Origin of the sequence: Halomonas sp. IOP_31 (assembly GCF_021151495.1) — a bacterium.
Lineage (GTDB): Bacteria > Pseudomonadota > Gammaproteobacteria > Pseudomonadales > Halomonadaceae > Modicisalibacter > Modicisalibacter zincidurans.
In genome coordinates, this window is the sequence record NZ_JAIRBP010000002.1 from 31,763 (window position 1) to 57,034 (window position 25,272).

At 66.6% G+C, this 25,272-nt stretch carries 25 protein-coding genes and 1 tRNA gene; 10 read left to right on the plus strand and 16 right to left on the minus strand.

Annotation, left to right across the window (positions count from 1 at the left end; genetic code table 11):
- Positions 1-60: 60 nt before the first annotated feature.
- Both K7I12_RS01880 and rplQ read left to right on the plus strand, forming a co-directional pair.
- A complete protein-coding gene (locus K7I12_RS01880; RefSeq protein WP_031384756.1) occupies positions 61-1,059 on the plus strand; it encodes a DNA-directed RNA polymerase subunit alpha in 999 nt (332 codons plus the stop codon).
- A 35-nt stretch (positions 1,060-1,094) separates the two neighbouring features.
- The gene (rplQ, locus tag K7I12_RS01885) at positions 1,095-1,481 is read left to right on the plus strand and encodes a 50S ribosomal protein L17 (RefSeq protein WP_031384755.1); all 387 of its coding nucleotides are present in this window, start codon (positions 1,095-1,097) and stop codon (positions 1,479-1,481) included.
- 229 nt (positions 1,482-1,710) lie between these two features.
- On the opposite strand, the gene uvrA is transcribed toward rplQ, so the two are convergent.
- Positions 1,711-4,581: an excinuclease ABC subunit UvrA gene (gene uvrA / locus K7I12_RS01890; RefSeq protein ID WP_031384754.1), complete on the minus strand. Its 2,871-nt coding sequence runs from the start codon at positions 4,579-4,581 to the stop codon at positions 1,711-1,713.
- 209 nt (positions 4,582-4,790) lie between these two features.
- On the opposite strand from uvrA, the gene K7I12_RS01895 reads away from it, so the two are divergent.
- Positions 4,791-6,173 carry an MFS transporter gene (locus K7I12_RS01895; protein WP_031384753.1) on the plus strand — a complete coding sequence of 461 codons (1,383 nt, stop codon included), beginning with the start codon at positions 4,791-4,793 and terminating at the stop codon, positions 6,171-6,173.
- A gap of 28 nt (positions 6,174-6,201) precedes the next feature.
- A complete protein-coding gene (ssb, locus tag K7I12_RS01900) occupies positions 6,202-6,762 on the plus strand; it encodes a single-stranded DNA-binding protein (RefSeq protein WP_231662826.1) in 561 nt (186 codons plus the stop codon).
- Positions 6,763-6,825: 63 nt separating this feature from the next.
- Here ssb and K7I12_RS01905 read toward each other — a convergent pair whose 3' ends face one another.
- The 4 genes from K7I12_RS01905 to K7I12_RS01920 all read right to left on the minus strand — a co-directional run bounded on the left by K7I12_RS01905 (position 6,826) and on the right by K7I12_RS01920 (position 10,894).
- Positions 6,826-7,818, minus strand: a complete 993-nt coding sequence (locus K7I12_RS01905) for a zinc-dependent alcohol dehydrogenase family protein (RefSeq protein WP_031384751.1) — start codon at positions 7,816-7,818, stop codon at positions 6,826-6,828.
- Between the two features lie 241 nt (positions 7,819-8,059).
- A complete protein-coding gene (locus tag K7I12_RS01910; RefSeq protein WP_031384750.1) occupies positions 8,060-8,893 on the minus strand; it encodes a Tim44 domain-containing protein in 834 nt (277 codons plus the stop codon).
- 88 nt (positions 8,894-8,981) lie between these two features.
- Positions 8,982-9,764 carry a peroxide stress protein YaaA gene (yaaA, locus tag K7I12_RS01915; protein WP_031384749.1) on the minus strand — a complete coding sequence of 261 codons (783 nt, stop codon included), beginning with the start codon at positions 9,762-9,764 and terminating at the stop codon, positions 8,982-8,984.
- A gap of 95 nt (positions 9,765-9,859) precedes the next feature.
- The gene (locus K7I12_RS01920; protein WP_231662828.1) at positions 9,860-10,894 is read right to left on the minus strand and encodes an NADP(H)-dependent aldo-keto reductase; all 1,035 of its coding nucleotides are present in this window, start codon (positions 10,892-10,894) and stop codon (positions 9,860-9,862) included.
- Positions 10,895-11,119: 225 nt separating this feature from the next.
- On the opposite strand from K7I12_RS01920, the gene K7I12_RS01925 reads away from it, so the two are divergent.
- Positions 11,120-11,626, plus strand: a complete 507-nt coding sequence (locus K7I12_RS01925; RefSeq protein WP_031384747.1) for a tetratricopeptide repeat protein — start codon at positions 11,120-11,122, stop codon at positions 11,624-11,626.
- A gap of 141 nt (positions 11,627-11,767) precedes the next feature.
- On the plus strand, positions 11,768-12,262 hold the full coding sequence (locus tag K7I12_RS01930; protein ID WP_231662831.1) for a hypothetical protein: 495 nt from the start codon (positions 11,768-11,770) through the stop codon (positions 12,260-12,262).
- Positions 12,263-12,302: 40 nt separating this feature from the next.
- Here K7I12_RS01930 and K7I12_RS01935 read toward each other — a convergent pair whose 3' ends face one another.
- From K7I12_RS01935 to K7I12_RS01970, 8 genes are all read right to left on the minus strand, one after another.
- Entirely contained in the window at positions 12,303-13,289 is a 987-nt protein-coding gene (locus K7I12_RS01935; RefSeq protein WP_031384745.1) for an NAD(P)H-quinone oxidoreductase, read from the minus strand.
- 162 nt (positions 13,290-13,451) lie between these two features.
- Entirely contained in the window at positions 13,452-14,012 is a 561-nt protein-coding gene (locus K7I12_RS01940; protein WP_031384744.1) for a TIGR00730 family Rossman fold protein, read from the minus strand.
- 44 nt (positions 14,013-14,056) lie between these two features.
- Positions 14,057-14,578 (minus strand): DUF501 domain-containing protein, encoded by a 522-nt coding sequence (locus K7I12_RS01945; RefSeq protein ID WP_031384743.1) that lies wholly within the window; start codon positions 14,576-14,578, stop codon positions 14,057-14,059.
- Positions 14,559-14,876, minus strand: a complete 318-nt coding sequence (locus K7I12_RS01950; RefSeq protein ID WP_231662833.1) for a hypothetical protein — start codon at positions 14,874-14,876, stop codon at positions 14,559-14,561. Before K7I12_RS01950 ends, K7I12_RS01945 begins: the two co-directional genes overlap by 20 nt.
- 34 nt (positions 14,877-14,910) lie before the next feature.
- Positions 14,911-15,378: a Cys-tRNA(Pro) deacylase gene (ybaK, locus tag K7I12_RS01955; RefSeq protein WP_031384742.1), complete on the minus strand. Its 468-nt coding sequence runs from the start codon at positions 15,376-15,378 to the stop codon at positions 14,911-14,913.
- On the minus strand, positions 15,375-15,785 hold the full coding sequence (locus tag K7I12_RS01960; RefSeq protein WP_031384741.1) for an acyl-CoA thioesterase: 411 nt from the start codon (positions 15,783-15,785) through the stop codon (positions 15,375-15,377). Before K7I12_RS01960 ends, ybaK begins: the two co-directional genes overlap by 4 nt.
- Positions 15,786-15,833: 48 nt before the next feature.
- Positions 15,834-16,649, minus strand: a complete 816-nt coding sequence (locus tag K7I12_RS01965) for a hypothetical protein (protein ID WP_231662836.1) — start codon at positions 16,647-16,649, stop codon at positions 15,834-15,836.
- A gap of 77 nt (positions 16,650-16,726) precedes the next feature.
- The gene (locus K7I12_RS01970; protein WP_031384739.1) at positions 16,727-17,152 is read right to left on the minus strand and encodes a hypothetical protein; all 426 of its coding nucleotides are present in this window, start codon (positions 17,150-17,152) and stop codon (positions 16,727-16,729) included.
- Positions 17,153-17,269: 117 nt separating this feature from the next.
- On the opposite strand from K7I12_RS01970, the gene K7I12_RS01975 reads away from it, so the two are divergent.
- Positions 17,270-18,418, plus strand: a complete 1,149-nt coding sequence (locus tag K7I12_RS01975) for a MalY/PatB family protein (RefSeq protein ID WP_031384738.1) — start codon at positions 17,270-17,272, stop codon at positions 18,416-18,418.
- Positions 18,419-18,460: 42 nt separating this feature from the next.
- Here the strand turns inward: K7I12_RS01975 and K7I12_RS01980 are convergent, their stop codons facing one another.
- A complete protein-coding gene (locus K7I12_RS01980; protein WP_031384737.1) occupies positions 18,461-19,387 on the minus strand; it encodes a tetratricopeptide repeat protein in 927 nt (308 codons plus the stop codon).
- Between the two features lie 119 nt (positions 19,388-19,506).
- On the opposite strand from K7I12_RS01980, the gene K7I12_RS01985 reads away from it, so the two are divergent.
- Positions 19,507-20,286: a DUF3750 domain-containing protein gene (locus tag K7I12_RS01985; protein ID WP_231662838.1), complete on the plus strand. Its 780-nt coding sequence runs from the start codon at positions 19,507-19,509 to the stop codon at positions 20,284-20,286.
- A gap of 59 nt (positions 20,287-20,345) precedes the next feature.
- Here K7I12_RS01985 and K7I12_RS01990 read toward each other — a convergent pair.
- A tRNA-Met gene (locus K7I12_RS01990) sits at positions 20,346-20,422 on the minus strand.
- 175 nt (positions 20,423-20,597) lie between these two features.
- Between K7I12_RS01990 and phbB the strand changes: the two genes are divergently transcribed.
- A complete protein-coding gene (gene phbB / locus K7I12_RS01995) occupies positions 20,598-21,344 on the plus strand; it encodes an acetoacetyl-CoA reductase (RefSeq protein WP_031384735.1) in 747 nt (248 codons plus the stop codon).
- Positions 21,345-21,454: 110 nt separating this feature from the next.
- Here phbB and K7I12_RS02000 read toward each other — a convergent pair whose 3' ends face one another.
- On the minus strand, positions 21,455-24,238 hold the full coding sequence (locus K7I12_RS02000; protein ID WP_331460568.1) for a DUF349 domain-containing protein: 2,784 nt from the start codon (positions 24,236-24,238) through the stop codon (positions 21,455-21,457).
- Between the two features lie 232 nt (positions 24,239-24,470).
- Here K7I12_RS02000 and minC point away from each other — a divergent pair, with 232 nt between their 5' ends.
- On the plus strand, positions 24,471-25,226 hold the full coding sequence (minC, locus tag K7I12_RS02005) for a septum site-determining protein MinC (RefSeq protein ID WP_031384733.1): 756 nt from the start codon (positions 24,471-24,473) through the stop codon (positions 25,224-25,226).
- Positions 25,227-25,272: the final 46 nt, after the last annotated feature.

Consider the following 25,272-nt stretch of genomic DNA (forward strand, 5'->3'; position numbering starts at 1 on the left):
CGCGCCGCGCGCCCGGCTCCGAGTACCGAGTATCCGTTTGGCAGCCTGAAAGGTGTTCATATGCAGCGTTCAGTGACAGAGTTTCTCCGTCCTCGCGATATCAAGGTCGAAGAGATCAACGCGCACCACGCGAAGATCGTGCTCGAGCCGTTCGAGCGCGGTTTCGGTCACACCCTGGGGAATGCTCTACGTCGCATCCTGCTGTCTTCCATGCCCGGCTGTGCCGTGGTGGAAGCGGAAATCGCCGGTGTTGAGCACGAATACAGTGCGATCGAAGGGGTCCAGGAAGATGTCATCGAGATCCTCCTGAACCTCAAGGACGTGGCGATCAAGATGCACAGCCGCGACGAAGCGGTGCTCTCGCTGAACAAGCAGGGCCCGTGTGTCGTCACGGCCGGCGACATCGCCACCGACCATGATGTCGATATCGTCAATCCCGAGCACGTGATCGCTCACGTCAACGAAGGCGCCGAGCTGAAGATGCAGCTCAAGGTGGCGCGTGGACGTGGCTATGAGCCCGCGGATACTCGTGCCGGCGCGGATGACGAGTCTCGCACCATCGGTCGCCTGCAGCTGGATGCGACCTTCAGCCCCGTACGTCGGGTTTCCTATGCGGTCGAAGCGGCGCGCGTCGAACAGCGCACCGACCTCGACAAGCTGGTCATCGACCTGGAAACCGACGGCACCCTGGATCCGGAAGAGGCGATCCGTCGCAGCGCAACCATCCTGCAGGAGCAGCTGGGTGCGTTCGTCGATCTGGAAGCCGACAAGGAACAGGAAGTTGAAGAGGAGCAGGATCATATCGATCCTATCTTGCTGCGCCCCGTAGACGATCTCGAGTTGACCGTTCGCAGCGCCAACTGCCTCAAGGCCGAGAATATCTATTACATCGGCGATCTCATTCAGCGTACCGAAGTCGAGCTTCTGAAGACTCCCAACCTCGGCAAGAAGTCTCTGAACGAGATCAAGGACGTCCTGGCAGCGCGCGGCCTGTCTCTGGGCATGCGGCTGGAAAACTGGCCGCCGTCCAGCCTCAAGGACGACAAGGCCTCCGCGTGAGCGTCGACTCGAGCTCCAGTTAAGGAATCACAACCATGCGTCATCGTAAGAGTGGTCGTCACCTCAATCGTACCAGCTCGCACCGCCACGCCATGTTCAAGAACATGTGCGTCTCGCTGGTCGAGCACGAAGTCATCAAGACAACCCTGCCCAAGGCCAAGGAACTGCGTCGTCACATCGAGCCGCTGATCACCTTGTCCAAGCAGGACAGCGTCGCCAACCGTCGCCTGGCCTTCAGCCGTACCCGCTCCAAGGATGCGGTCGGCAAGCTCTTCAACGAGCTGGGTCCGCGCTACGTCAACCGCCCCGGCGGTTACGTGCGCATCCTCAAGTGCGGCTACCGCACCGGCGACAACGCGCCGATGGCCTACGTCGAGCTCCTCGACCGCCCGGTCATCGAGGAAGCCGCCGGCGAGGAGTGATCCTCGGCGCGCTTCGCGATACCCAAACCGGCTCCCTCAGGGAGCCGGTTTTTTTAGCGGCAAGCGTGAAGAGCGTCGCTGCGCTTCCCGCAGCTTGAAGAAGGCACCCCCGTGGCTGTGCTGCGGGGGTGTCTTCTTTTATGCTGCGTTCGGGCTTCGGGCTTCGGGCTTCGGGCTTCGGGCTTCGGGCTTCGGGCTTCGGGCTTCGGGCTTCGGGCTTCGAGCCTGATCAGCTCTCCGCACGGCTCGCGGCTCGCGGCTCGCGGCTCGTTGCCCGCTTCTCCAGCAGCGGCTTGAGAAAGCGCCCGGTGTGCGAGTCCTCGCGCTCGGCGACCTGCTCCGGGGTGCCCTCGGCGATGATCCGGCCACCACCGGAGCCGCCCTCGGGGCCGAGATCGATCAGCCAGTCGGCGGTCTTGATCACGTCGAGGTTGTGCTCGATCACCACGATGGTATTGCCATGATCGCGCAGGCGGTGCAGCACGCCGAGCAACTGGCGGATGTCCTCGAAATGCAGCCCGGTGGTCGGCTCGTCGAGGATGTACAGCGTCTGTCCGGTATCGCGTTTGGCCAGCTCGCGGGCCAGCTTGACGCGCTGCGCCTCGCCGCCCGACAGCGTGGTCGCGCTCTGGCCCAGGCGCACGTAGGACAGCCCCACGTCCATCAGCGTCTGCAGGCGCCGGGCGATCGCCGGGACCGGGCTGAAGAACGCCAGCGCCTCCTCGATGGTCATCTCGAGGACTTCATGGATGTTCTTGCCCTTGTAGGCAATCTCCAGGGTCTCGCGGTTGTAGCGCTTGCCCTTGCAGACGTCGCAGGGCACGTAGATATCGGGCAAGAAGTGCATCTCGACCTTGATCATGCCTTCGCCCTGGCACGCCTCGCAGCGCCCGCCCTTGACGTTGAAGCTGAAGCGGCCCGGCTTGTAGCCCCGCGAACGCGCCTCCTGGGTGCCCGAGAACAGCTCGCGGATCGGCGTGAAGATGCCGGTGTAGGTTGCCGGGTTGGAGCGCGGCGTGCGCCCGATCGGGCTTTGGTCGATGTCGATGATCTTGTCGAGCCGCTCGAGCCCCTCGATGCGATCGTACGCCGCCGGGGTCAGCGAGGTGGCCCGGTTGAGCTCGCGGGCGGCGATCGGCATCAGCGTTGCGTTGATCAGCGTCGACTTGCCCGAGCCCGACACCCCGGTGACGCAGACGAACAGTCCCAGCGGCAGTTCGAGATCGACGTTCTGCAGGTTGTTGCCGCGGGCGCCGCTCAGTCGCAGGACCTTGTCGGGGTGGCCAGGGATGCGATAGGGCGGCACGTCGATGCGCCGGGTGCCGGCCAGGTACTGGCCGGTCAGCGACTCCCCGCACTGCTCGATGTCACCCGGGGTGCCCTGGGCGACGATGCGCCCGCCGTGGACGCCGGCGCCGGGGCCGATGTCGAGCACGTGATCGGCGGCGCGGATGGCCTCCTCGTCGTGCTCGACGACGATCACCGTATTGCCCAGGTCGCGCAGCCGCTCGAGGGTCTTGAGCAGGCGGTCGTTGTCGCGCTGATGCAGGCCGATCGACGGCTCGTCGAGGATGTACATCACCCCCACCAGGCCGGCGCCGATCTGGCTGGCCAGACGAATCCGCTGGGCCTCGCCGCCGGACAGCGTCTCGGCGCTACGCTCGAGGTTGAGATAGTCGAGCCCGACGTTGACCAGGAATTCCAGGCGGGCCTGGATCTCGTGAACGATCTTGGCGGCGATCTCGCCCTTGCGACCGGGCAGCGCGAGCGCCTGGAAATAGCGCCAGGCGTCGCCGATCGGGAAGCGCACGATCTCCGGCAGGGTGTGATCGTCGATGAACACGTGGCGCGATTCGCGACGCAGGCGGCTGCCGTGACAGGTCGGGCAGGGCTGTACCGCCAGGTACTTGGCCAGGTCCTCGCGGACCATGCTCGATTCGGTCTCGCGATAGCGCCGCTGCATGTTGGGCAGCACGCCCTCGAACGGGTGCTCGCGGGTCACCTTGCGGCCGCGGTCGTTGACGTAGCTGAAGGCGATGTCGTCGTCGCCGCTGCCATGCAGGACGATCTCGCGCTCGTGGCGAGCCAACTCGTTCCACGGCGTCTCGGGCTTGAAGCGGTAGTGCTTGGCGAGGGCCTGTAACTGGTTGAAATAGTAGACGCTGCGCCGATCCCAGCCCTTGATCACGCCCTCGGCCAGCGACAGGTCGGGGTGGCTGATCAGCTTGTCGGCGTCGAAATACTGCTGGCTGCCCAGGCCGTCGCAGGTCGGGCAGGCGCCGGCCGGGTTGTTGAACGAGAACATCCGTGGCTCGAGCTCGGCGATCGAATAGCCGCACACCGGGCAGGCGAAGCGCGCCGAGAAGGTGATGTCGTCGCGCTCGCCGTCCATAAAGTGCACGATGGCGATGCCGTCGGCGAGATTCAGCGCGGTCTCGAACGATTCGGCGAGGCGCTGCTGCAGGTCGTCGCGCACCTTGATGCGGTCGACCACCACGCTGATGTCGTGCTTCTTGTTCTTGTCCAGCGGCGGGATCTCGTCGAACTCATGGACCTGGCCGTCGACCAGCGCGCGCACGTAGCCCTGGGCGCGCAGCTCGGCGAGCAGTTGCAGGTGCTCGCCCTTGCGGCCCTTGATCACCGGCGCCAGCAGCATCAGCTTGCTGGCTTGGGGCAGCGTCAGCACCTGGTCGACCATCTGCGAGACGGTCTGCGCCTCGAGATCGATGTCGTGCTCGGGGCAGCGCGGCGTCCCGGCGCGGGCGAACAGCAAGCGCAGGTAGTCGTAGATCTCGGTGATGGTGCCGACCGTCGAGCGCGGATTGTGCGAGGTCGACTTCTGCTCGATCGAGATCGCCGGCGACAGCCCCTCGATATGATCGACGTCGGGCTTTTCCATCATCGACAGGAACTGGCGCGCGTAGGTGGACAGCGATTCGACGTAGCGCCGCTGACCCTCCGCGTAGAGCGTGTCGAAGGCCAGCGACGACTTGCCCGAGCCGGACAGCCCGGTGACCACGATCAACCGGTCGCGCGGCAGTTCGACATCGATGTTCTGGAGGTTGTGGGTGCGGGCCCCACGGACCTGAATCTTGTCCATTGCCACCTCGTAAGCGCGCAAAAGAGCGATTATACGGCGTCGAGCGAAGGCCCGGCAAAACGCGCAGCGAGCAAACCGCTGTCGCTAGATGGCCCGCGGCTTTTCCCGACGACGGGCGAACCGGTAGAATAGTCGAGGCGCGCGACCGCTGCCGGTCGACGCAACTCGCACGCTGTTTTCCTTCCCGTTCACCCAGACTGCGACCTGCCATGACTGCTCGACTGTTGACCTCTGAGCGCCGCGCCATCTCCGGGCTCGCCGGGCTTTACGCCACGCGCATGCTCGGCCTGTTCATGGTGCTGCCGGTGCTGGCGCTGTACGCCGAAGACCTCGCCGGCGCGACGCCGCTGCTGGTGGGCCTGGCGCTGGGCGCCTACGGCCTGACCCAGGCCATTTTCCAGATCCCCTTCGGGTTGCTGTCCGATCGTATCGGTCGCAAGGTGGTGATCGCCGGCGGCCTGCTGCTGTTCGCGCTGGGCAGCGTGATCGCCGCCGAGGCGGATTCGATCGCCACGGTGATCGTCGGCCGTTGCCTGCAGGGCAGTGGCGCGGTGGCCGGGGCGATCATGGCGCTGCTCGCCGATCAGACCCGCGAGGAGATCCGTACCGCGGCGATGGCCACCATCGGCCTGTCGATCGGCGTGGCGTTTGCCATCGCCATGGTCGTGGGCCCGCTGATGGCCGCCCAGTTCGGCCTGACCAGCGTGTTCTGGTTGACTGCCGTGCTCGCCCTGGCGAGCCTGCTGGTACTCTGGCGGCTGGTTCCGGCGGCGCCGCGGGTGGCGCGCCACCAGGACGTCGGCCTCGACCGTCAGCAGTTGCGCATCACGCTGACCAGCTCCAGCCTGCTGAGACTGGATTTCTCGATCTTCGCGCTGCATACGATCCTCACCGCAGCGTTCGTTGCCGTGCCGTTCCGGCTGGTCAACGTGGGCATCGAGGCGGCCAGCCAGGGCTGGGTCTATCTGGCGGTGATGGGCCTGGCCTTCGTCGGCATGGTGCCGCTGGTGATCGTCGCCGAGAAACGCCGGCGCATGAAGTCGACCTTCATCGGCGCGGTGGCGGGCATGACGCTGGTGCTGCTGGCGCTCGGCGAGCTCGGCCACCAGCGCTGGACGCTGATCGGCCTGCTGTGGGCCTTCTTCGTCGCCTTCAATCTGCTCGAGGCGACCCTGCCATCGATGATCAGCAAGCTCGCTCCGGCGGGCGCCAAGGGCACCGCAATGGGCGTCTACTCCACCAGCCAGTTCCTCGGCGCCTTCCTGGGTGGGGTGCTGGGTGGGGCCCTGTCGCAGCGTTTCGGGTATGATGCAGTGTTCCTGGGCGGTGCCTTGCTGGGTGCCGTGTGGCTGGCGGTGATCTGGAAGATGCCCGCGCCGCGCCATCTGTCCAGCGAGATCGTGACGCTGGACGAGCATCCCGCCGACGCTCTGGATACGCTGATGGCCCGCTTCGCCGACGTGGCGGGCGTCGAGGACGTACTCGTCGTGCCCGAGGAACGCGTCGCTTACCTCAAGGTCGACCGCCAACGACTGGACGCCGAGGCGCTGGCCCGCGTGGCCGGCACCCGACACGATTCAAGGGGCGCATGAGCGCCCGCACACTAGCAAGGAGTCAACCATGGCCCGTGGTGTTAACAAGGTCATTCTGATCGGCAATCTGGGTCAGGACCCCGAAGTGCGCTTCACGCCGTCGGGAACGGCGGTGGCCAACCTGAACCTGGCGACCACCGATACCTGGACCGATCGTCAGAGCGGCCAGCGCCAGGAGCGTACTGAATGGCATCGCGTGGTGCTGTTCAACAAGCTCGCCGAGATCGCCCAGCAGTATCTGAAGAAGGGCGGCAAGGTGTATATCGAGGGTCGCCTGCAGACGCGCAAGTGGCAGGACCAGAACGGCCAGGACAAGTACAGCACCGAGATCGTCGCCAACGACATGCAGATGCTCGATTCACGCGGCGGCGACTTTCCCCAGCAACAATCCCAGCAGGCTGGTTACGCGCCTCAGGGTGGCCAGCAGGGCGGTTATGCCGACAATGCTCCGCCGCAGCCGCAGCCGCAGCGCCCGCCGGCCCAGGGCGGTCAACAGGGCGGTCAACAGGGCGGCGCTCAGCAGGGCGGCAATTACGGCGCCCCGCAGCCCGGCAGCTTCGACGATTTCGACGACGAGATCCCGTTCTAGCCCGAGCTTGGCCTGGAGCCCGCATTCGCTGCGGGCTCCTTGTTTTGTCGCAGAGAGTTCTGATCACGGCACGCTGACGACGATCTTGCCGAACTGCTGGTTGGATTCCAGGTAGCGGTGGGCGTCGGGCATATCCGCAAAGTGGAACGTGCGGGCGACGATCGGCTTGAAATCGCCCGCTTCGACCCCGGCGTAGATGAAGCGCTTGCCGGCCTCGAAACGCTCCGGATCGGCGATGATCTCGAGCAGCGTATAGCCGCGCATGGTCAGCGCCTTGTTCATGCCGGCGATCATCGGGAACGGCGTCGGTTCGCCGCTCAGGGCGCCGTAGACGAAGTAGGTGCCATAAGGCGCCATGGCATCGACCCGTGCCGGCGTGCCGGAACCGGCGACCGGGTCGAACACCACACGGGCGCCGGCGCCATCGGTGATGCGCATGGCCTCGGCGGCGATATCCTGCTCCTGGGTGGCGATGACGTGGGCCGCGCCGGCCTGGTGCAGCTCGTCGGCCTTGGCCGCGCTGCGGGTCGCGGCGATCGGCACCGCGCCCACGCTATTGGCGATCTGGATCGCTGCCAGGCCCACGCTGCTCGACGCCGCTGGGATGATCACCGCCTCGCCGCGGGACAGCCGGGCGATGTCGATCAGCGCGCCGTAGGCGGTCAGAAACGGCATCCAGATCGCTGCGGCCTGCACTGCGTCGAGCCCTGCCGGGCGCGGTGCCACCGCATGGGCGGGAACGATCGCGCGCTCGGCGTAGAGGCTGTAGCGGTTCATCGAGAAGGCGGGGATCACGCTCACCGCGTCGCCCTCGGCGAAGCCCGTGACACCCTCGCCCACCGCCTCGACCACCGCCGAGCCTTCATAGCCGAGGCCCGCCGGCAGCTGCGGGTCTTCCAGATAGTTGCCGGCCCGGAACATCGCCTCGGCGCGGTTGAGGCCGATGGCCTCGACGCGCACGCGCAATTCCTGATCGCCGGGTTCGCCGGGGTCGTGCTCCTCGAAACGCAGTACCTCGGGGCCGCCGGTTTCGTGAAAGCGTATGGCTTGGGTCATGCAATTGCCTCCCTGGCTGAAATAGCGAACGCCGACGACACATGTCTCTATCGGCGGATCTTTGAACAGTGTGGAAGACGTCGCAACACACTGCCAGGACCGGCTCTCTAGCGATGGCCGCAATGGCGTCGCTGGAGTGCATGAATCGTCCCGTGTCGGTAAATCCGACACGGGACGAGCTCATCATCAGCTTTTCGAGGATAGGTTTAACTGACTGGCATTAAGGCCCAAGCCCGGTTTTTTAGTGCGCCCAATCGCCTCGGGCGCTGGGGTTCTGCTCGATGCCCTGCACGTACCAGGGCGATCCTTCACGCAGGTCGCGGGTCAAGTGCCAGGTTTCGTTGAACTCGTTGTGATCGCCATTCTCATCGATGATGCCATGGAAGATCACCGAGGCTTCGGCTTGCTGAGCGTACTCCTGCACGTCGCCAAGCTCGACGAAAAGCCGCACGATTTCGGTGCGGTTATTGGCCGGTTGGTTGGCCCGCTCTTCGCGTAGCAGGTTGTAGAGTTCGGGCGTCACGTATTCCTGGATCTTGCTCAGGTCGTTATTGTCCCAGGCGCGCTGCAGCGCCATGTAGTGCTCCTTGGCATCGTTGAGAAAACGCGTCCTGTCGAACCATTCGGGCTGAGCGCCAAGTCCGGCGCTGCCGGGAGGGGTAAAGGCCTGGGGATGTGCGGTTTGAGCCGAGTCGTGCTGGCTGCGATAGACGGTCGGACCATCGGCGTTAGCCGTGCGGCGTCGGCTGAAGAGACGCAGGGCCAGCCAGATGGCACCACCGATCAACAGCATGTCGAACATGCGCAGCCCGTCGAAACCGCCGCCGAAGAACAGCGAAGCCAGCAGGCCGCCGGCGAGCAGCCCGGCGAACGGGCCGGCAAAGCGCGACAGGCCCGTCGAGGGTTTGCGCTGCGGTGTCGACGCTGATCGTTGGGTGGCGGCGGGCTGTTGCGCCGTGGAACGGGAATAGGAGCCGAAACTCTTGCCGCCGCCGAGACGGCGGGCTTCGGCGTGATCGACGGCCAGGCCGAAGCCGAGCAGACCGACCATCAGCATGATGAACAAATGGCGCATGGAGTTCTCCGGAAGCGGCTTTGAAGGCGTGGCTTCCATTCTACTGCGTTACCCGGAGCGCTCACAGCGATATCAGCCATGACCCCGGTTAGCGATGATCCGCGGCTTCGCGGGTGAACACCCAGGTGTCGCCCCGGGAGAGCGTAGCGTTATAGCGATAGCCGGCGACCGTGAAGTCCTTGAGTCCGTCGGGTTCATCGAGACGTTGGCGAATCAGCCAGGCGCTCATCAGCCCGCGTGCCTTCTTGGCGTAGAAGCTGATGATCTTGAACTGACCGTTCTTGGCGTCCTTGAAGACCGGCGTGATCACCCGTGACGACAGCCGCTTGGTGTCGATCGCCTTGAAGTACTCGTTGGAGGCCAGGTTGACCAGCACCGGGGTGCCGCTGTCGGCCACGGCGCGATCGAGATCGTCGGTCAGGCGCTGCCGCCAGAACGCGTAAAGGTCCTTGCCGGCGGGGTTGGGCAGGCGGGTGCCCATTTCCAGGCGATAGGGCTGGATCAGGTCGAGCGGACGCAACAGGCCATACAGGCCGGAGAGGATGCGCAGGTGGTCCTGGGCGAAGGCGTTGTCGTCATCGCTGAAGGCGGGCGCGTCGAGCCCCACATAGACGTCGCCCTGAAAGGCCTGCGCGGCCTGCTTGGCGTTGTCCAGATTGAACGGAGGCTGCCATTCGGCGTAGCGTGCGGCATTGAGACCGGCCAGCTTGTCGCTGATCCCCATCAATTCGGCGAGTCGCTGGGGCGAATAGTCGCGCAGAATGTCGATCAACTCGCGGCTCTGGGCCAGATAGTCCGGCTGAGTCTGCATCGTGGTGGTCGGGGTGGTTTCGAAATCCAGCGTCTTGGCCGGGGAAATCACGCTCAGCATGGCGGGCTCCAGAAGCGAATGATCAGCAAGGCAGTATATCAAGCCGCTGGCGGGGATCCGATCGGCCTCCCGCTATTGGGCTCATAGCTCTGCAGTTACGGGCTGGGGTTGGAGATGCGGCGATGTACGGCCTCGATCTCGTCGAGCACCGCCTGGGACAGGACCAGGTCTTCGCTGGCGATATTGCTGTCGAGCTGTTCCAGGGTCGTGGCGCCGATGATGTTGCTGGTCAGGAACGGCCGTGAGTTGACGAAGGCCAGGGCCATCTGCGCCGGGTCGAGACCGTTGCGGTGCGCGATATCGACATAGGCGCGTGTCGCTTGCTCGGCGGCCTCGGAGGTATAGCGCGAAAAGCGCTCGAACAGGGTAATGCGCCCCCCGGCGGGACGGGCGCCACCCAGATACTTGCCCGACAGCACGCCGAAGGCCAGTGGCGAATAGGCCAACAGGCCGACGTTCTCGCGATGGGCGATCTCGGCCAGGCCCACCTCGAAGCTGCGGTTGAGCAGGTTGTAGGGGTTCTGCACGCTGGCGACACGCGGCAGACCGAGGGTATCGGCCAGTTGCAGGCAGCGCATCACGCCCCAGGGGGTGTCGTTGGAAAGGCCGATGGCGCGCACCTTGCCGGCGTCGACCAGTTCCTTGAGTGCTGTCAGTGTTTCCTCGAGCGGCGTGGCGTCCTCGTCGGACTCGGGGGTATAGCCCAACTGGCCGAAGATATTGACGCTGCGTGCCGGCCAGTGCAGCTGGTAAAGATCCACGTAATCGGTCTGCAGGCGTTGCAGGCTGGCGTCGATGGCCTGCTGGATGTGCTCGCGGGTCAGCTGTGCGCCGCCGCGAATGTGTTCCATGCGCCCCGGACCGGCCGCCTTGGTGGCAAGGATCAGAGCGTCGCGTCCGCCGCGTGTCTTGAGCCAGCTGCCGATATAGGCTTCGGTAAGCCCCTGGGTTTCCGCCCTGGGAGGCACCGGGTACATCTCGGCGGTATCGATGAAGTTGATGCCGGCGTCCACGGCCCGAGTGAGTTGTTCATGGGCATCGGCTTCGCTGTTCTGCTCGCCGAAGGTCATGGTCCCCAGGCAGAGCCGGCTGACACTGATCCCGGTATCGCCTAACGCTCGTTGCTGCATGTTCGAGGCTCCGAAAAGGGCGGAAAAACAGCATGGTAACGGGGTCTCTGCGAAGCAGCAAATGGGGGTTGAGTCGGGCCAGGGTGGGGCGTATGCTTGCCACCCGTTGCCCCGGCGGAGACCGGGCGGTTGGCAGTCAGGAGATGAGGCGTGGATTGGCTCGGGAGGGGCCAGGCCACCCTCGACGCCGTCACCCAGGCAAACTCGATCAAGGTGTTAGTCGCCATGGCGCAGCCATCTTCCCTGTTCACCCGGCTTGAGTTCCGGCTGGCCGAGCAGTTGTTCCACACCCGCTGGCTACCCCGTTCACCGCGCACGCAGCGTTTGACCCTGCGGCTCTTCCAGCGCTGTGCGGAAGCGGGACATGTCACGGCATTGTCGGTTTACGGGCATATGCTGTTTCATCGCGGCATAACCCCGCAGGACAAGGCCAAGGGGGCGCGCTACGTGCTCCAGGCCGCCCAGACCGGCGACAGTCGTGCCCAGTACCAGGCCGGGCGCATCCATGAGTACGGCTGTGCTCAGTATCCACGGCGTGACGATCATGCCGTGACCTGGTATGCGCGGGCCGGTGAAGCCGGGCATCCGCAAGCGGCAGAGCGCCTCGCCCACGCCTATCGTCTCGGCGAGCTGGGGCTGCCCGTGGATCCGCAACGCGCGGCCCAGTGGCAGGCGCTTGCCGAGCGCTACAGCGAGGTTGGCCAGCTCGATCAGCGCACCCTCACGCACTGAGCACCACTCAAGGGGTCGCCTCGCGTCGTCTAACCCCGTACGCTGGGCAGGTCGGGCAGCCTCGCCCCGTGCCGTCATGCGGCGCGGGACTCCACTGGCTTTATTGCTCGCCGCCGCTGCCGGTAACAAAGGATAGATGATGTGACGCTGCCCACTCTGCTCGATATCGAAGCGTCCGGTTTCGGCCGGGGCAGCTATCCCATCGAGGTCGGTCTGGCCCGGGCCGACGGCAGCGTCTGCGCCTTCCTCATCCAGCCCCAGAACGAATGGACCCATTGGGACCCCAAGGCGGAGTTGCTGCACGGCATTTCGCGCAGCCGGCTCGAGCGCGAGGGCTACCCGGCGATCGAGGTGGCGCGCTGGCTCAACGACGAGCTGGCCGAGATCGGCATCGCCTACAGCGATAGCTGGGGCTACGACAGCACCTGGCTATCGCTGCTGTTCCATCATGCCGGCATGCTGCCGCGCTTTCGCCTCGAGGCCCTGCGCTCGCTGCTCGACGAGTCGCAACTGAGCTGCTGGAAGCGCACCAAGGAAGCGTTGATCCGCGAGCGCGGCATCCAGCGTCATCGTGCCGGCGAAGACGCGCGGCTGCTGCAGCTCACCTACCTGCGTACCCGCGACGCCGGGTGCTGAGACCGACACCGCCCGCCCCCTCTTCTTCTATTCACGCGCTTCAGCCCTCGCCGCTGATCGACAGCAACACCTTGCCGAAGCTGGTATTGCTTTCCAGGTACGCCATCGCCTCGCCAGCCTGCTGAATCGGCCAGTCACGGTCGATCAATGCGCGCAACTCGCCGCTGGCCAGGCGTGGCCAGACATGCGTATGCAGGCTATCGAGGATCGCGCCCTTGGCCTGTGGCGACTTGCTGCGCAGGGTCGAGCCGATCAGACGCTGGCGTTTCATCAGCATGCGACCCATGTCGAGTTCGGCGTAGCGCCCTCCCATCAAGCCGATCAGCACCAATCGGCCATCCAGATTGAGCACCTGCTGGTTGTCGGCCAGGTAACTTGCACCCACCGGGTCGAGGATCACGTCGGCGCCACCCCACTGCTTGACGGTCTCGACGAAGCTGCCCTGATGGCGATTCCAGCCGTCGTCGGCGCCCAATTGCCGGCACCGGGCGATCTTGCCGTCGTCGCCGGCGGTGACCAAGCAGGGGTAGCCGAAGGCTCGGCACAGCTGGATCGCCGTGGTGCCGACGCCGCTCGCCCCGGCATGCAGCAACACCCGCTCGGGCCGCCCCTCGACGTGGCGCAGTCCGCCTTCCATGAACAGGTTCAGCCAGGCGGTGGCGTAGACCTCCGGCAACGCTGCCGCCTCGCGCAGGCCGAAGCCCTGAGGCAGCGGCAATACCTGATCCTGGTGGACGACGACCTCCTCGGCGTAGCCGCCGCCCGCCAGCAGCGCGCAGACCTTGTCGCCCGGGCGCAAGCGCTCCACCTGCGGGCCGGCGTCGATCACCGTGCCGCTGATCTCGAGGCCGAGAATCTCGGAGGCGCCGGGCGGCGGCGGATACTGACCGGCCCGCTGCATCACGTCGGCGCGGTTCATGCCCGCCCAGGCAACGCGAATGCGTACCTCGTGAGGGCTCTCGCTGCGCGGGGCATCCCGCTGCTGCCAGGTCAGCGTCTGATCATCTTCGATGGCGATGGCGAACATCCGTTGCTCCTCGCTGGTGTGTCTGCTCACTGTAGCCAAGCCTCGCCGGCCACGTCATTGTCCTATGCCATCGGCATCCCGGTTCGCTACCGACAAGCGCAGGGTGGACCATGATCGGCATCGCACGCGACCCCGGCCACGCGCCGCCGACGACCGGCGAGGCTACGATGATGCGGTCACGCCCGCCGATTGCATGAGCCGATCGAGCAGCGCGTCGGGTTCCGCGGCCGCGACCAGCCGGGCCCGGGTCGCCGCATCGAGGAAGCCGCTCTCGGCGGCCTGGTCGAGGAATCCCAGCAGCGGGCGGTAGAACCCCGCGACGTCGAGCACGCCGATCGGCTTGTCGTGCAGCCCCAGGTACTGCCAGGTCCAGATCTCGAACAGCTCCTCCAGCGTGCCGATGCCGCCGGGCAGGGCGACGAAGGCATCGGCGTGCGCCGCCATGCTCGCCTTGCGCTCGTGCATGTCGGCGACGCGGATCAGCGTCGTGAGCCCGTCGTGGGCCAGTTCGCGGTCGACCAGATGATGCGGGATGACCCCGGTCACCTCGCCGCCGGCGGCCAGCGTGGCATCGGCCAGCGCGCCCATCAGCCCGATCCGGGCACCACCATAGACCAACGTCAGGCCGCGTTCGGCAATCTCGCGGCCGAGCGCCACGGCGGCGTCGCGAAAGCGCGGGTCGTGGCCCTCGCGCGAGCCCAGGTAGACGCAGATGCTTGGCATGGGGTGCTCCTCGAGGCAATGGCAGATCGGTGCGATGGGTCGCTTCAGGGCAGGCAATCGATCACGCCGTATTCGCGATCGAGCCATTGGCCGATGACGTTGTCGCCGGACAGGTGATGGGCGTATTGGGTGTGCAGGCAGCGCACCTGGTCCCAGTTGCTGATGCCCCCGATGCCGCGCTCGCGGAACAAGGCGTCGTAGCCGCGCGCCTCGGCCAGCTGGCGATGCGCCTCGCGCATGCTCGCCCAGCGACGGGCGAGGTAATCCTCGTGGCTGCGGTGATAGGCGGCGAGGAACTCGGGCTCGTCCTGCAGGCGCGCCTCGAGCTGCTTGATCACGCCGGCGGCCTCGATGCGCGACAGCTCGATCTTGAGACGCTGCGAGCACAGCCAGTAGAGGGTGGGAAACGGCTTGTCGTCGACGATCGATTCCATGCGCAACACCAGCGGCGTGCCCTCGCCATCGCTGGCAGTGATTGCCTGGATGCCGCGCGGCGCGCGGCCCAGTTGCTCGGCGATCAGGGCCAGCTGACGGTCGTTGGGGCGTTCATCGGTTCGGATCAGCATCGAAGGGATCCCGCAGGAATTTGTTCGAGCGCGCCACGGCGCGAAAGAACGCCTGGTTGAGCTGCACCGGGGAAGGCGCGTAGCGCCACTGGCGCTCGCAGTAGTCGCCGGCGCGAGCGATCAGCGCATCGTAGAGGCGATTGAACGGCGCATCATAATCGCAAGGGTCGTCGCCGAACAAGCGGATGTGCGGGTAGTCGGCGAAGCGCTCGACGAAGTAGCGCTCGAGATCCGCCTCCACGGCGCGGTGGCGCTCGGTGTCGTCCGGGTCGATCCACAGGTCGTAGCGAATGGCCATGCTCGTATCGCTCCAGGATCGAATGGCGCGGGCCCTAGCGGGCCAGCTCGGCATAGCGCGCCGCGCTGAACCGCACCAGGTCGGCGGTTGCCAGGCTGATCTCCAGCCCGCGGCGGCCGGCACTGACGTGCAGCCTCTCCAGTGCCTCGGCGCTGGCGTCGATGAAGGTCGCCAGGCGTTGCTTCTGGCCCAGCGGGCTGATGCCGCCGACCACGTAGCCGGTGGCGCGCTCGGCGACGCCGGCCTCGGCCATGCCGGCCTTCTTGGCCCCGGCCGCGCGGGCCAGTGCCTTGAGATCGAGCGTGTGCGATACCGGCACCAGGGCCACCGCCAGGCGTTTGCCGTCGAGCATCGCCAGCAGCGTCTTGAACACGCTGGCAGGCGGCACTCCGAGTGCCTCGGCAGCCTCCAGTCCGTAGCCCGGCGTCGCCGGGTCGTGGCGGTATTCGTGCAGCGTGAAGGCGACCCCGGCCTGCTCGAGGGCGCGAATCGCCGGCGTCACGAGACGAACGCCGCTGTGTCGATCAGGTGGCTTTCCAGCTCACTACGCACGCCGTCGGGAATCGGCTTGGCCCGCTTGACCTGATGATCGTAGTGGATCATCACCGTCTTGCCCACGGCGCCCAGCGTGCCGTTCTGGTATAGCGCCTGACTGACCGTGAACGAGCTCGAGCCGATCCGCGACACGCCGGTGCGAATCTCGATCGGCGCATTGAAATAGAGCTCGGCGCGGTAATCGACCTCGATACGGGCGAGGATCAACACCCACTTCCGCGGATCCAGATCCGGGGTGAACAGCTGGCAGACGTCGTTACGCGCGAACTCGAACCACACCGGAATGCGGGTATTGTTGATATGGCCCAACGCATCGGTGTCGCTGAAGGTCGGGTTCAGGCTACGGGTGAACATGGCGGGCTCCTTGTCGGCCATTCAGAATCCAGCGCCCGGTGGGCGCGGTCAAGTCTGGCGCACCAGGCTGGCGGGGGCGAGCAGGGCCTGCAGGCGTGTCCAGGCCAACAGCCACAGCGTGGCGACGCCAAAGCCGGCCAGGGTGCCCAGCGCCAGGCCCCAGGCGGGGTAGGTCAGCGAGACGCACAGCGCATAGCTCAGCAACGAGCCCAGCCCGGCCGGATAATGCTTGATGACGGTCGCCGTGGGCGCCGCGCCGTGGCCGAGATGCAGGATGACCAGGAACGGGAAGAAGGTGACCGGGAATGCCGACAGCAGACCCGCCCAGGCGGGCGGCAGCACATGCGCCAGGCCGGTGATCAGGAAGATGATTGCGGCGGCCAGCGCGGCCCGGAAGATCAGCGCCGACCAGGAAAAGTCGCCCCGCGCGGTGGTGCGTCGCTCGGGGATGCGCCGATAGAGGGCGCTGAACAGCGCGATCGCGATCAGCGTGGTCAGACTGCCGCTCACGCGGGTGAAGTCGACGCTCGCCAGGGCCGCGCTGACCGCCAGCCAGCAGACCAGCCCGCCGGCGCTGCCGGCCAGCACGCCGACGAGGCCGTCGCGCCGACCACACAGCAGATAGCCGGCGCCCAGGGCGAGCGTGGCGGTGAAGCCGGCCAGGGTATACACCGCGCTGTCGGCGGCGAACCGAGGGCCGATCTCGAGGCCGATGAAGAACAGCGCGACGGCCGTGCCCAGCGGATAGCCCGACAGCAGCCCGGCGACACGCGTGCTGATGCGCTCGGCAATCAGCGACAGGCCCAGCACGATGCCCACCGAGACCAGCAGCTTGGCGATCTGCCAGGCGAAGGGAACCTCCATCGATGACCTCCGGGAAGTAATGCAGATTGGCCGGGCGCGGATGGCGATCGGCGCCAATGAATTTCAGGATAACGCGATTAGATGAGTCGCCGGCTGTTCTGGTCGACGAAGGCCTGCTCGAGCGGTTCGCGCAATGGCTCGTGGAGATGGCCGGGCAACGCGGCGAGTGCATCCGGCAGGCTCTCGAAATCGCGGTTGCGCAGCCAGCAGTAGGCCCAGGCGCAGGCTTCGAGTTCGTCGCGCGGCAGCGGGCGGGCAGGCATCTGCACCAGCAGGAACAGCGCGGTGCGCGCCGCCCACAGGGGTGGCTGGGCGTCTCCGCTCCAGGCGTTCAACGTGGCCCCGTCGGGGGTATCCTCGGGTTCGCCGAGCTTGGCCAGTCGCGCGGTGTCGGCGAGAATCATCGCCAACCGATCGGGGCTGGCTGCGCCGATCAGCAGCCAGTGACCGACCAGCCGCGAAGCGCCGCGCGTGGCCTTGGCATAGAAGGTGGCTTCAGGCATCTTCAATCCTCATCGGTTTTTTCGGCCTTTTCAGCTCGGCCTTTCAACTCGGCCTTTCAACTCGGCCTTTCAACTGGGTCCTTTCAACTGGGTCCTTTCAACAAAGCGAGAGCCCGCATGCGCTTCGATTTTGCCACGTCCATCGACCGTCGCCAGTACGCCTCCAAGAAATGGCTGCGCTACGCCGACGATGTACTGCCGCTGTGGGTCGCCGACATGGACTTCGCGTCGCCGCCGGCGGTCGTCGAAGCGCTTGAGGCGCGGGTCGCACACGGCGTGTTCGGCTACGACGCCACTCCCGACAGCCTGCGTCACACACTGTGCGCGTGGAGCGCGCAGCATTATGGCTGGCCGATCGAGCCCGACTGGCAGGTCTGGCTGCCCGGCGTGGTGCCGGCGCTGCACCTGGCCTGCCTGGCCTTGACCGAGCCGGGCGACGGCGTGCTGACGCTGACGCCGATCTACCCGCCGTTTCTCAAGGTCGCCGAGCGCAGCGGCCGGCTCGCCCAGGAGGCGCCGTTGGCGGAACCGGCCGCGGGCGAGCCCTGGCGGTTGACTCGCGAGGCGCTGCAAGCGGCGATCACTCCGCAGACCCGGCTGCTGTTGTGGTGTCACCCACACAACCCCACCGGGCGAGTGTGGGATCGCGCGGAGCTGGCGCTGCTCGCCGAGCTGGCCGAGCGCCACGACCTGACCATCGTCTCCGACGAGCTGCACTGCGATCTGATCCTGAATGATGAGCCGCATCGCCCGCTGGCCGCGCTCTATCCCGACCTGGCCGCGCGCATCGTCACGCTTTGGGCGCCCTCGAAGACCTTCAACATCGCCGGCCTGGGCTGCGCCTGCGCGGTGATCAGCGACGCGACGCTGCGCCGCCGCTGGCAGGCGACGATGAGCGGGTTGATGCCCGAGGTCAATCTGCTGGGGCTGCTCGCCGCCGAGGTCGCCTACCGCGACGGCGAGCCCTGGCGCCAGGCATTGCTCGAGGTGCTGCGCGGCAATCGCCAGCGCATCGCCGACCATCTGGCGGGCTGGCCGAACGTCGCGTGCCGGCTGCCCGAGGCCACCTACCTGGCCTGGCTCGACCTGCGCGACGCGGGGCTCGGCGACAACCCGCAACACTACCTGCTCGAACAGGCCCGGGTCGCGCTGTCCGATGGCGCCGACTTCGGCTGGCCGGGCTTCGCACGGCTCAATTTCGGCACTACGCCGGAGCGACTCGAAGCCGCGCTGCAACGCCTGGACGACGTGCTCGGCAACGCTTGACCGCTGATATCGCCGATACGTCCATGACGTCGAGCGGTCAGCTCAGTAGAGCAGCGCAAACAGCTTGCGGCGATAGGTCACCGTCAACGGGTGCTCGGCGCCCAGCGCGTCGAACACCCGCAACAGCGTCTTGCGCGCGATATCCTCGCCGTAGCTGCGGTCAGACTTGAGCAATGCCAGCAAGCCTTCGAGCCCTTCCTCGTAGCGACCATCGGCGACTTGACGCAGCGCGCGCTTGAAACGCGCCTCGCTGTCGTCGCGGCCTTCGAGCGCGGCGATCTCCTCGGCATCCGGCGCTTCCTCGCCGAATTCGATGCGCGCCCGCACGCCGCGCGTCTTGGCGGCGTCGCGATGCTCCGGGGGCAGGTTGTCGAGCAGCGCTCGCGCTTCGTCGGCGCGGCCCTCGCCGACCAGGGCGCTGGCCAAACCGATCTGGTAATCGTGATAATCGGGGTAGTCCTGCACCAGCTGCTCGTAGATGGCCCGAGCGGTGGCGCTGTCACCGTCGGCCAGTGCCGCCTCGGCCTGTTCCTCGGGACTGGCCTCGGCGTCCTGCGGGGCGCTCAGATATTGCCCCAGCCAGTCGCGGATCTGCTTCTCGGGCAGTGCGCCCTGGAACTGGTCGTAGAGCTGGCCCTGCATGATCAGCTTGACGTCGGGCACCGAGCGGATGCCCAACTGGGCGGCGATCTGCTGGTTGTCCTCGATGTTGAGCTTGGCCAGCACGAAGCTGCCGGCATACTCATGGGCGAGTTTTTCGAGTACCGGCGTCAGGCTCTTGCAGGGCTCGCACCAGGGCGCCCAGCAATCGAGCACCACCGGGATCTGCATCGAGCCTTCCAGCACGACCTGCTGGAAGTTCGACATGTCGACATCAACGATGTACTGCGACGGATCTGCCTGAGCTGCTGACGCCTCGGATTGGGGCGTGCTCAGCGGGTCTCCGGTGCGGGGATCGACGATCGGCATAATGGTAGCCTTGGTTAACGGGAAATTTACCTAGTTATGCGGGCGGCGGGGGATCGATTCAAGAGCGCTGCGGGTGACTCGGGCGATGCATTACGGCCCTACGAGGCGGGGGAGGCGGTATGACGCATTGGCGTCGCTGGATGGCGGGATTGATGCTCGGCCTGGGGCTGCTGCTCGGTGGCCCGCTGGCGATGCTGGCCGGGCCGCAGGTCGAACTGGAAGGCAACTGGGCAACTAGCGATCGCTCCTCGGCGGGGCTCGCACCGGACCCCGCCGCGATGCGGGAGGCGGTAGTCCAGGTTTACGCCGCGCGAGCCTTCGGCTGGCGCGGGGCCTTCGGCGCGCATACCTGGCTGGCGGTCAAGCCGCCCGGAGCGCAGCGCTACCGGGTGCTGCAGGTCACTGGCTGGCGGCGTCCCACGGTGTCGGTGCGTGCCGGCGTCCCCGATCGCGCCTGGTACGGCAGTCTCCCCGCACTGATCGCCGACTATCGCGGCGCGCAGGCCGCGGCGCTGATCCCGGCCATCGAGGCGGCCGTCGAGCGCTATCCGTTTCGCGATCGCTATCGCGTGTGGCCCGGGCCCAATAGCAACACCTTCGTGGCCTGGGTGATTCGCCAGGTCCCGGGGCTTGAGGTCGCGTTGCCGGCGACGGCCATCGGCAAGGATTACCTGGTGAGCGGCTGGCTGGCGCGCACGCCTAGCGATAGCGGTTATCAGTTTTCGTTTCACGGATTGCTGGGGGCGACCCTGGCCGCGGTCGAGGGAATCGAAGTGAACCTGCTGGGGCTGACGCTGGGCGTCGATGTGGCGCGACCGGCGCTCAAGCTGCCGGGCATCGGCCGGGTGGGGCTGGCGCGTCCGATAGCGGGAGCGGGCCCGGCCGGCGAAGGTGGCTGAGGCGCTGGCCAAAGGGCAGGCACGAAAAAGCCGACACGAAAGTGTCGGCTTTTCATGTTTGGTAGCGGGGGCCGGATTTGAACCGACGACCTTCGGGTTATGAGCCCGACGAGCTACCAGGCTGCTCCACCCCGCATCAGATCGTGTGGCGTATATTACCAGGAAATTGCGCCAAGTCAAGCCTCTGTCGGATGGTCGCGCAGACCCGCCAGTCTCGGCCATACTGACTCCAGGCGGCTTCATTTGGCCTTGCCTAAGACGTCATGGAAATTCGGCGTCGATCCCATAGAAATGACTCAGGGGGAGACAAGATGACACAAACAGCACCCGTCGCCTGGGTAACTGGCGGTACCGGTGGCATCGGCACCGCGATTTGCCGCGCCATGGCCAAGGAGGGCTACCAGGTCGTGGCGGGCTATCACAATCCCGAAAAAGCCAAGCATTGGCTGGAAGAGCAGCGCGCCGAGGGTTTCGAGAACATCGCTCTGTCCGGTGCCAACCTGATCGACTACGAGGACTGCGAAGCCGGGGTGCGCGAGATTCGCGACAAGTTCGGTCCGGTCGGCGTGCTGGTCAATTGCGCCGGCATCACCCGTGACACCACGCTCAAGAAGATGAGCCCCGAACAATGGGGGGAGGTCATCAACTGCAATCTCAACAGTGTCTTCAACACCTGTCGCTGCGTGCTCGAGGACATGCTCGAGAGCGGCTACGGCCGTATCGTCAACATTTCCTCGATCAACGGCCGCAAGGGACAGTTCGGGCAGGCCAACTACGCGGCGGCCAAGGCGGGGATGCACGGCCTGACCATGTCGCTGGCCCAGGAGACCGCGACCAAGGGCATCACCGTCAATACTCTCTCCCCCGGCTACATCGCCACCGACATGATCATGAAGATACCCGAGAAGATCCGCGAGTCGATTCGCGAGGGTATCCCGGTCAAGCGCTTCGGCGAGCCCGAGGAGATCGCGCGGGCGGTGTGCTTCCTCGCCGACCGTGACTCGGGGTTCATCACCGGGGCCAACCTGGACATCAACGGCGGGCAATTCATGGGCTGAAGGACGCTTGGCGTCTTGCCAGCCAGGGAGCGGGTCTCGCGTCGGCGCGGCCCGCTTTTTCATGAGTTTTATTTCACGCGCGCTATTGCGTGCGCCGCGGGACGGATCGATCAGGCGGGCGGCAACTCGGCCAGCCGCGACAGCTGCAGGTCGAGTTCGCCGGCTTCGCGCTGCCAGAGTTCCGGCGCCACCGGTCCGGTGGCGAGGATCTCGGCGAGCACGCCGTGCAGCTCCTCGGCCCTGGTCTGTTCGCGACCCAATCCTTCGTTGAGCCGTTCGACCTGAATCGCCAGGCGCAGCGGCTCGTCGTCGCGGCTCACCTGGCTGCCGGCGAGCAGCGCCAGATGAACGCGTAGCCGGGTCAGCCGATCGGCGACCTGGTTGGCCTCCGGCGGGTCGCGACGCAGCGCGTTGCGCTGCTGGTGGGCGCGCTGGATGTCGGCGGACAGCGCGTCGTGGCTCTCGACATCCTCGGCGGGTTCGCCGGCAAGCGCCTTGGTGTCGGCCTGCAGGTGGGCGTCGAGCAACGGCCGCAGGGCCTGCCAGCCGTGGATTGCCTCGCTGACGGCGAGCCGCGATAACCGCTCGCGGCGGGCGCGCACGATGCCCGACCAGCGCCGGCGCATGCCTTCGCTGCGACGGCCCTGGGGCAATGGCTCGAGATCTTCTGCTTCGGCGATCGCCGCCTCGAGTATCGAGGCGTCCTGATTGTTTTCCGGTTGCCAGGCGTCGAGCCGCTCGATCAGTGCCTGCATGGCGTCCAGGCGCTCGCGGCTGCGCTGGGCGTGGTCGTCGCGTTCGTTCTCGCGAGCGGCGAAGATGTTGTCGCAGGCACCGCGAAAGGCGCGCCACAACGTCTGCTCCTCGCCCTTGGGCGCGCGTCCCAGCTCGCGCCAGCGTTGTTGCAGTAGCTTGGCCTGCTCGGCGCGTTGCGCAGCGGGGCCGTCATCGTTCTGCAGTGTCTGTGCCTGCTCGACCAGTTCACGCTTGCTGGCGGCGATCTCCTGGGCGCGCTGATCGATCAGCATCTGCAGGGCGTGGCGGATGGTGCCGAAGCGCTGACCGACCGCCTCGGCCTGGTCGCGCGGGACCGGCGAGAAGCGTCGCCACTGCTCGCGGGCGCGATCGCGGATCTGGCGCAGCATGTCGGGGTCGGCCCGGGGGTCGGGCCTGGCAATCAGGGCCTCCAGTTGTTCGCACAATCCCTGGCGGGCGATCAGGTTCTGCTGACGATTGGCATCGCGTTTCTCGCGCCACGCGCTGAGCCGCTCGTGGATGCGATCCGAGGCCGCGCGAAAGCGCGCGGAAAGCTCGCGGTCGGCGGCGGCATCGCCAAGGTTCTTCCAGTCCTTGACCAGCTGGCGATGCCGGCGGTCGAGTTCGCCATCGCTGAGATCGCGATCGTCGGCCAGCGCTTCGAGGGCATGGCAGAGCTGCTCGCGCTTGGGGCCGGCGACGAAACCGCGCCAGTCGCGCAGTTCGGCGAGCTGGGCGCCAAGGCGCTTGAGCATTGGCAGGTGCTCGCGACGGGCGTCTTCGGGCAACTGCTCCAGGCGCTGGCGCAGGCTCTGATGAAGCCGGCTGGCGCGCTTGAAGGCGCCGCGGTCGAGCAGCTCGTCGAGCGTGCCCAACTCCCGGGCAAAGCGCTCGGCCGACGCGCTGGCCTCGCCGGCCGCTTCGTCGCGCTGGTCGTTCAGACGGCGCTGCGCGCGGGCGAGCAACGCCGGCGGCGGCAGGTCGGCGGGCCAGTCCAGTGCGGCGACGGCGTCCCGGAGCGGCGCATCGTCGCAAGCCTCGAGCGCCTGTTTGAGTGCCGCGGCCTGGGTCTCGGCACGTTGCCAGGCCGCCAGGATGCGTTCGTGCTCGAGCAGTGCCGCGTTGTAGCGCTCGCTGAGCGTGGCGTCCGGGGCGTGCTGATCGGAGAGCGTCTGCCAGCGATTGGCGAGCAGACGCTTCTGGGCCTGCAAGCTGGCGATATCCTGTTCGCCGATGCGCTCGCCCTGGCGCAGGCCGGCAAGGGTATCTTCCAGCGCCTCGATCAGCGAGCGCCGCGTCTCGTCGGCGTCCTCGCGGCGCTGGTCGGCGGCGGCGATCGCGTGGTGCCGGGCTTCGTGATCGGCGATGATCTTGCGACAGCGCAGCGCGGCTTCATGAAAGCGTTGCTCCTGGCTGCGGCTCGGCACGTCCGGCAGGGCCTCCCATTCACGCTGCAGATGGCGATAGCGGCCGGCGTAGAGTGGCTCCCAGGCATGCTCGGCGTGTTGCTCGAGTGCACTGAGCAGTTGTTCGCGGCGCGCCGCACGCTGGCGCGCCTCGGCGGCGTCCTCGCGTTGGCGGTTGAGGCGCAGGCGGGCGATTCGCGCCACCTGCTTGTCGCGCCGGGCGCGGCGGCTCAACTGGGTCAGCGCGGATTCGCTGGTGACGCGCTCGGCGGCCGCCTGGCGCACCGCGGCGATGCCGTTCTCGCAGGCCTGCGTGAGCAGCCGCGCTTCGTCGTCGAGGCGTGCCAGGGCAGCCAGCCGCAGGTCCTGGTTGTCGCCCTGCAGGGCGATCGCCTCGAGCAGCTCGGGATCATTGAGTCGCTCGACCAGCGTCAGCCGGAATGCCAGCGGCGTATCGCCGGCGCGCCCGATCAGCAAGGCCAGCAGGCGTTCGTGGAGTTCGCGGGAGGCGCCACGTTCGAGCAGTCCGACCAGCCGAGCCGGATCGTCGAAACGCGCCAGCGCGGCGCGTCGCACCTCGCCGTCGCTGTCGGTGGTCAGCGTTTCGAGACGCTGGCGGTCCTCGACGTCGGCGGGGTCGAGGCGGTCGATGGCCTGGCGGCGCACCGCGGGATCGCTGTGCTGCCAGCGTGGGGCGAAGAGGTGACGAAGAAATCCTGGCATGACTGGCATGAGTGGCTACGCATCCCTGATGATGTGGCGTACGAAAGTGAGGCATCCGGCGGCATCCGCTGCCGTCATTGTGGCCTCCATGCTATATAAGCATGCGCATCGACGCCGGAAAAGCCCGGGCGTCGTCGCCTGGCGACACTGACAAGCGTTGTATGCTGGGCGTATGATCAGTTGCAGCCCGGCGACCCCTCGCTTAGTTTTAACTGTCATTACCCGACCGTGGAGACCGGCTATGAGCCTCAATGTGGACAGGGCGGGCAGCGCCTTCACCTTCAAGGGTGGCATGCTGCCCATGACGGTCATGGAGCTGACCAGCGCCGATCCTGAAGCGATTCGCGATCAACTGGTCGGCAAGCTCAATCAGGCGCCGGCCTTCTTCCAGCACACCCCGGTGATGCTGAGTGTCGAAAAGCTCGACGAGCCGCACCTGGCGCTGGAGCGTGTCTGCGCGGTCTGCCGCGCCCACAAGTTGTTGCCGGTGGCGGTGCGTGGCGGCGGCGATCCGGTCAAGCAGTCGGCCTGGGCGTTGGGGCTGGGCTGGTTCCCGCCTCAGGAAGAACGTGTCCGCAACCTGGAAAGCGTCGAGCCGACGGGCGGTGAAGACGCGCTGCCCGAGGAAAAACCGCCCCTGGTGCCCGGCGTCGGTGGGGTGGTCGCGGTGGGCAGTCGCATTCATCGCGGCACGGTGCGCTCCGGGCAGCAGGTTACCGCGCCGGATGGCGACCTGGTCGTGCTCGGCGCGGTCAACGCCGGTGCCGAAGTGCTGGCGGGCGGCAACGTCCATGTCTACGGGGCGCTGCGCGGGCGTGCGCTGGCCGGTATCCACGGCGATCGCGAGGCCAGCATCTTCTGTCACGAACTGCGTGCCGAACTGCTTTCGCTGGCCGGCAATTACAAACGTCTGGAAGACATCGACCCGCAACTGCTGGGCAAGGCCGTGCAGGCGCGGCTCGATGACGATCAGCTGACCATTGCGCCGCTGGCCTGAGCCGGCCGCGGCGAGACGATCTTCGATATCAGCAACAGGAAGCTTA

Excerpts from the sequence above, each read along its gene's own strand:
- K7I12_RS01880 (WP_031384756.1), top strand. The coding sequence starts at position 61 with ATGCAGCGTTCAGTGACAGAGTTTCTCCGTCCTCGCGATATCAAGGTC.
- rplQ (WP_031384755.1), top strand. The coding sequence starts at position 1,095 with ATGCGTCATCGTAAGAGTGGTCGTCACCTCAATCGTACCAGCTCGCAC.
- uvrA (WP_031384754.1), bottom strand. The coding sequence starts at position 4,581 with ATGGACAAGATTCAGGTCCGTGGGGCCCGCACCCACAACCTCCAGAAC.
- K7I12_RS01895 (WP_031384753.1), top strand. The coding sequence starts at position 4,791 with ATGACTGCTCGACTGTTGACCTCTGAGCGCCGCGCCATCTCCGGGCTC.
- ssb (WP_231662826.1), top strand. The coding sequence starts at position 6,202 with ATGGCCCGTGGTGTTAACAAGGTCATTCTGATCGGCAATCTGGGTCAG.
- K7I12_RS01905 (WP_031384751.1), bottom strand. The coding sequence starts at position 7,818 with ATGACCCAAGCCATACGCTTTCACGAAACCGGCGGCCCCGAGGTACTG.
- K7I12_RS01910 (WP_031384750.1), bottom strand. The coding sequence starts at position 8,893 with ATGCGCCATTTGTTCATCATGCTGATGGTCGGTCTGCTCGGCTTCGGC.
- yaaA (WP_031384749.1), bottom strand. The coding sequence starts at position 9,764 with ATGCTGAGCGTGATTTCCCCGGCCAAGACGCTGGATTTCGAAACCACC.
- K7I12_RS01920 (WP_231662828.1), bottom strand. The coding sequence starts at position 10,894 with ATGCAGCAACGAGCGTTAGGCGATACCGGGATCAGTGTCAGCCGGCTC.
- K7I12_RS01925 (WP_031384747.1), top strand. The coding sequence starts at position 11,120 with ATGGCGCAGCCATCTTCCCTGTTCACCCGGCTTGAGTTCCGGCTGGCC.
- K7I12_RS01935 (WP_031384745.1), bottom strand. The coding sequence starts at position 13,289 with ATGTTCGCCATCGCCATCGAAGATGATCAGACGCTGACCTGGCAGCAG.
- K7I12_RS01940 (WP_031384744.1), bottom strand. The coding sequence starts at position 14,012 with ATGCCAAGCATCTGCGTCTACCTGGGCTCGCGCGAGGGCCACGACCCG.
- K7I12_RS01945 (WP_031384743.1), bottom strand. The coding sequence starts at position 14,578 with ATGCTGATCCGAACCGATGAACGCCCCAACGACCGTCAGCTGGCCCTG.
- K7I12_RS01950 (WP_231662833.1), bottom strand. The coding sequence starts at position 14,876 with ATGGCCATTCGCTACGACCTGTGGATCGACCCGGACGACACCGAGCGC.
- K7I12_RS01960 (WP_031384741.1), bottom strand. The coding sequence starts at position 15,785 with ATGTTCACCCGTAGCCTGAACCCGACCTTCAGCGACACCGATGCGTTG.
- K7I12_RS01965 (WP_231662836.1), bottom strand. The coding sequence starts at position 16,649 with ATGGAGGTTCCCTTCGCCTGGCAGATCGCCAAGCTGCTGGTCTCGGTG.
- K7I12_RS01970 (WP_031384739.1), bottom strand. The coding sequence starts at position 17,152 with ATGCCTGAAGCCACCTTCTATGCCAAGGCCACGCGCGGCGCTTCGCGG.
- K7I12_RS01975 (WP_031384738.1), top strand. The coding sequence starts at position 17,270 with ATGCGCTTCGATTTTGCCACGTCCATCGACCGTCGCCAGTACGCCTCC.
- K7I12_RS01980 (WP_031384737.1), bottom strand. The coding sequence starts at position 19,387 with ATGCCGATCGTCGATCCCCGCACCGGAGACCCGCTGAGCACGCCCCAA.
- K7I12_RS01985 (WP_231662838.1), top strand. The coding sequence starts at position 19,507 with ATGACGCATTGGCGTCGCTGGATGGCGGGATTGATGCTCGGCCTGGGG.
- phbB (WP_031384735.1), top strand. The coding sequence starts at position 20,598 with ATGACACAAACAGCACCCGTCGCCTGGGTAACTGGCGGTACCGGTGGC.
- K7I12_RS02000 (WP_331460568.1), bottom strand. The coding sequence starts at position 24,238 with ATGCCAGTCATGCCAGGATTTCTTCGTCACCTCTTCGCCCCACGCTGG.
- minC (WP_031384733.1), top strand. The coding sequence starts at position 24,471 with ATGAGCCTCAATGTGGACAGGGCGGGCAGCGCCTTCACCTTCAAGGGT.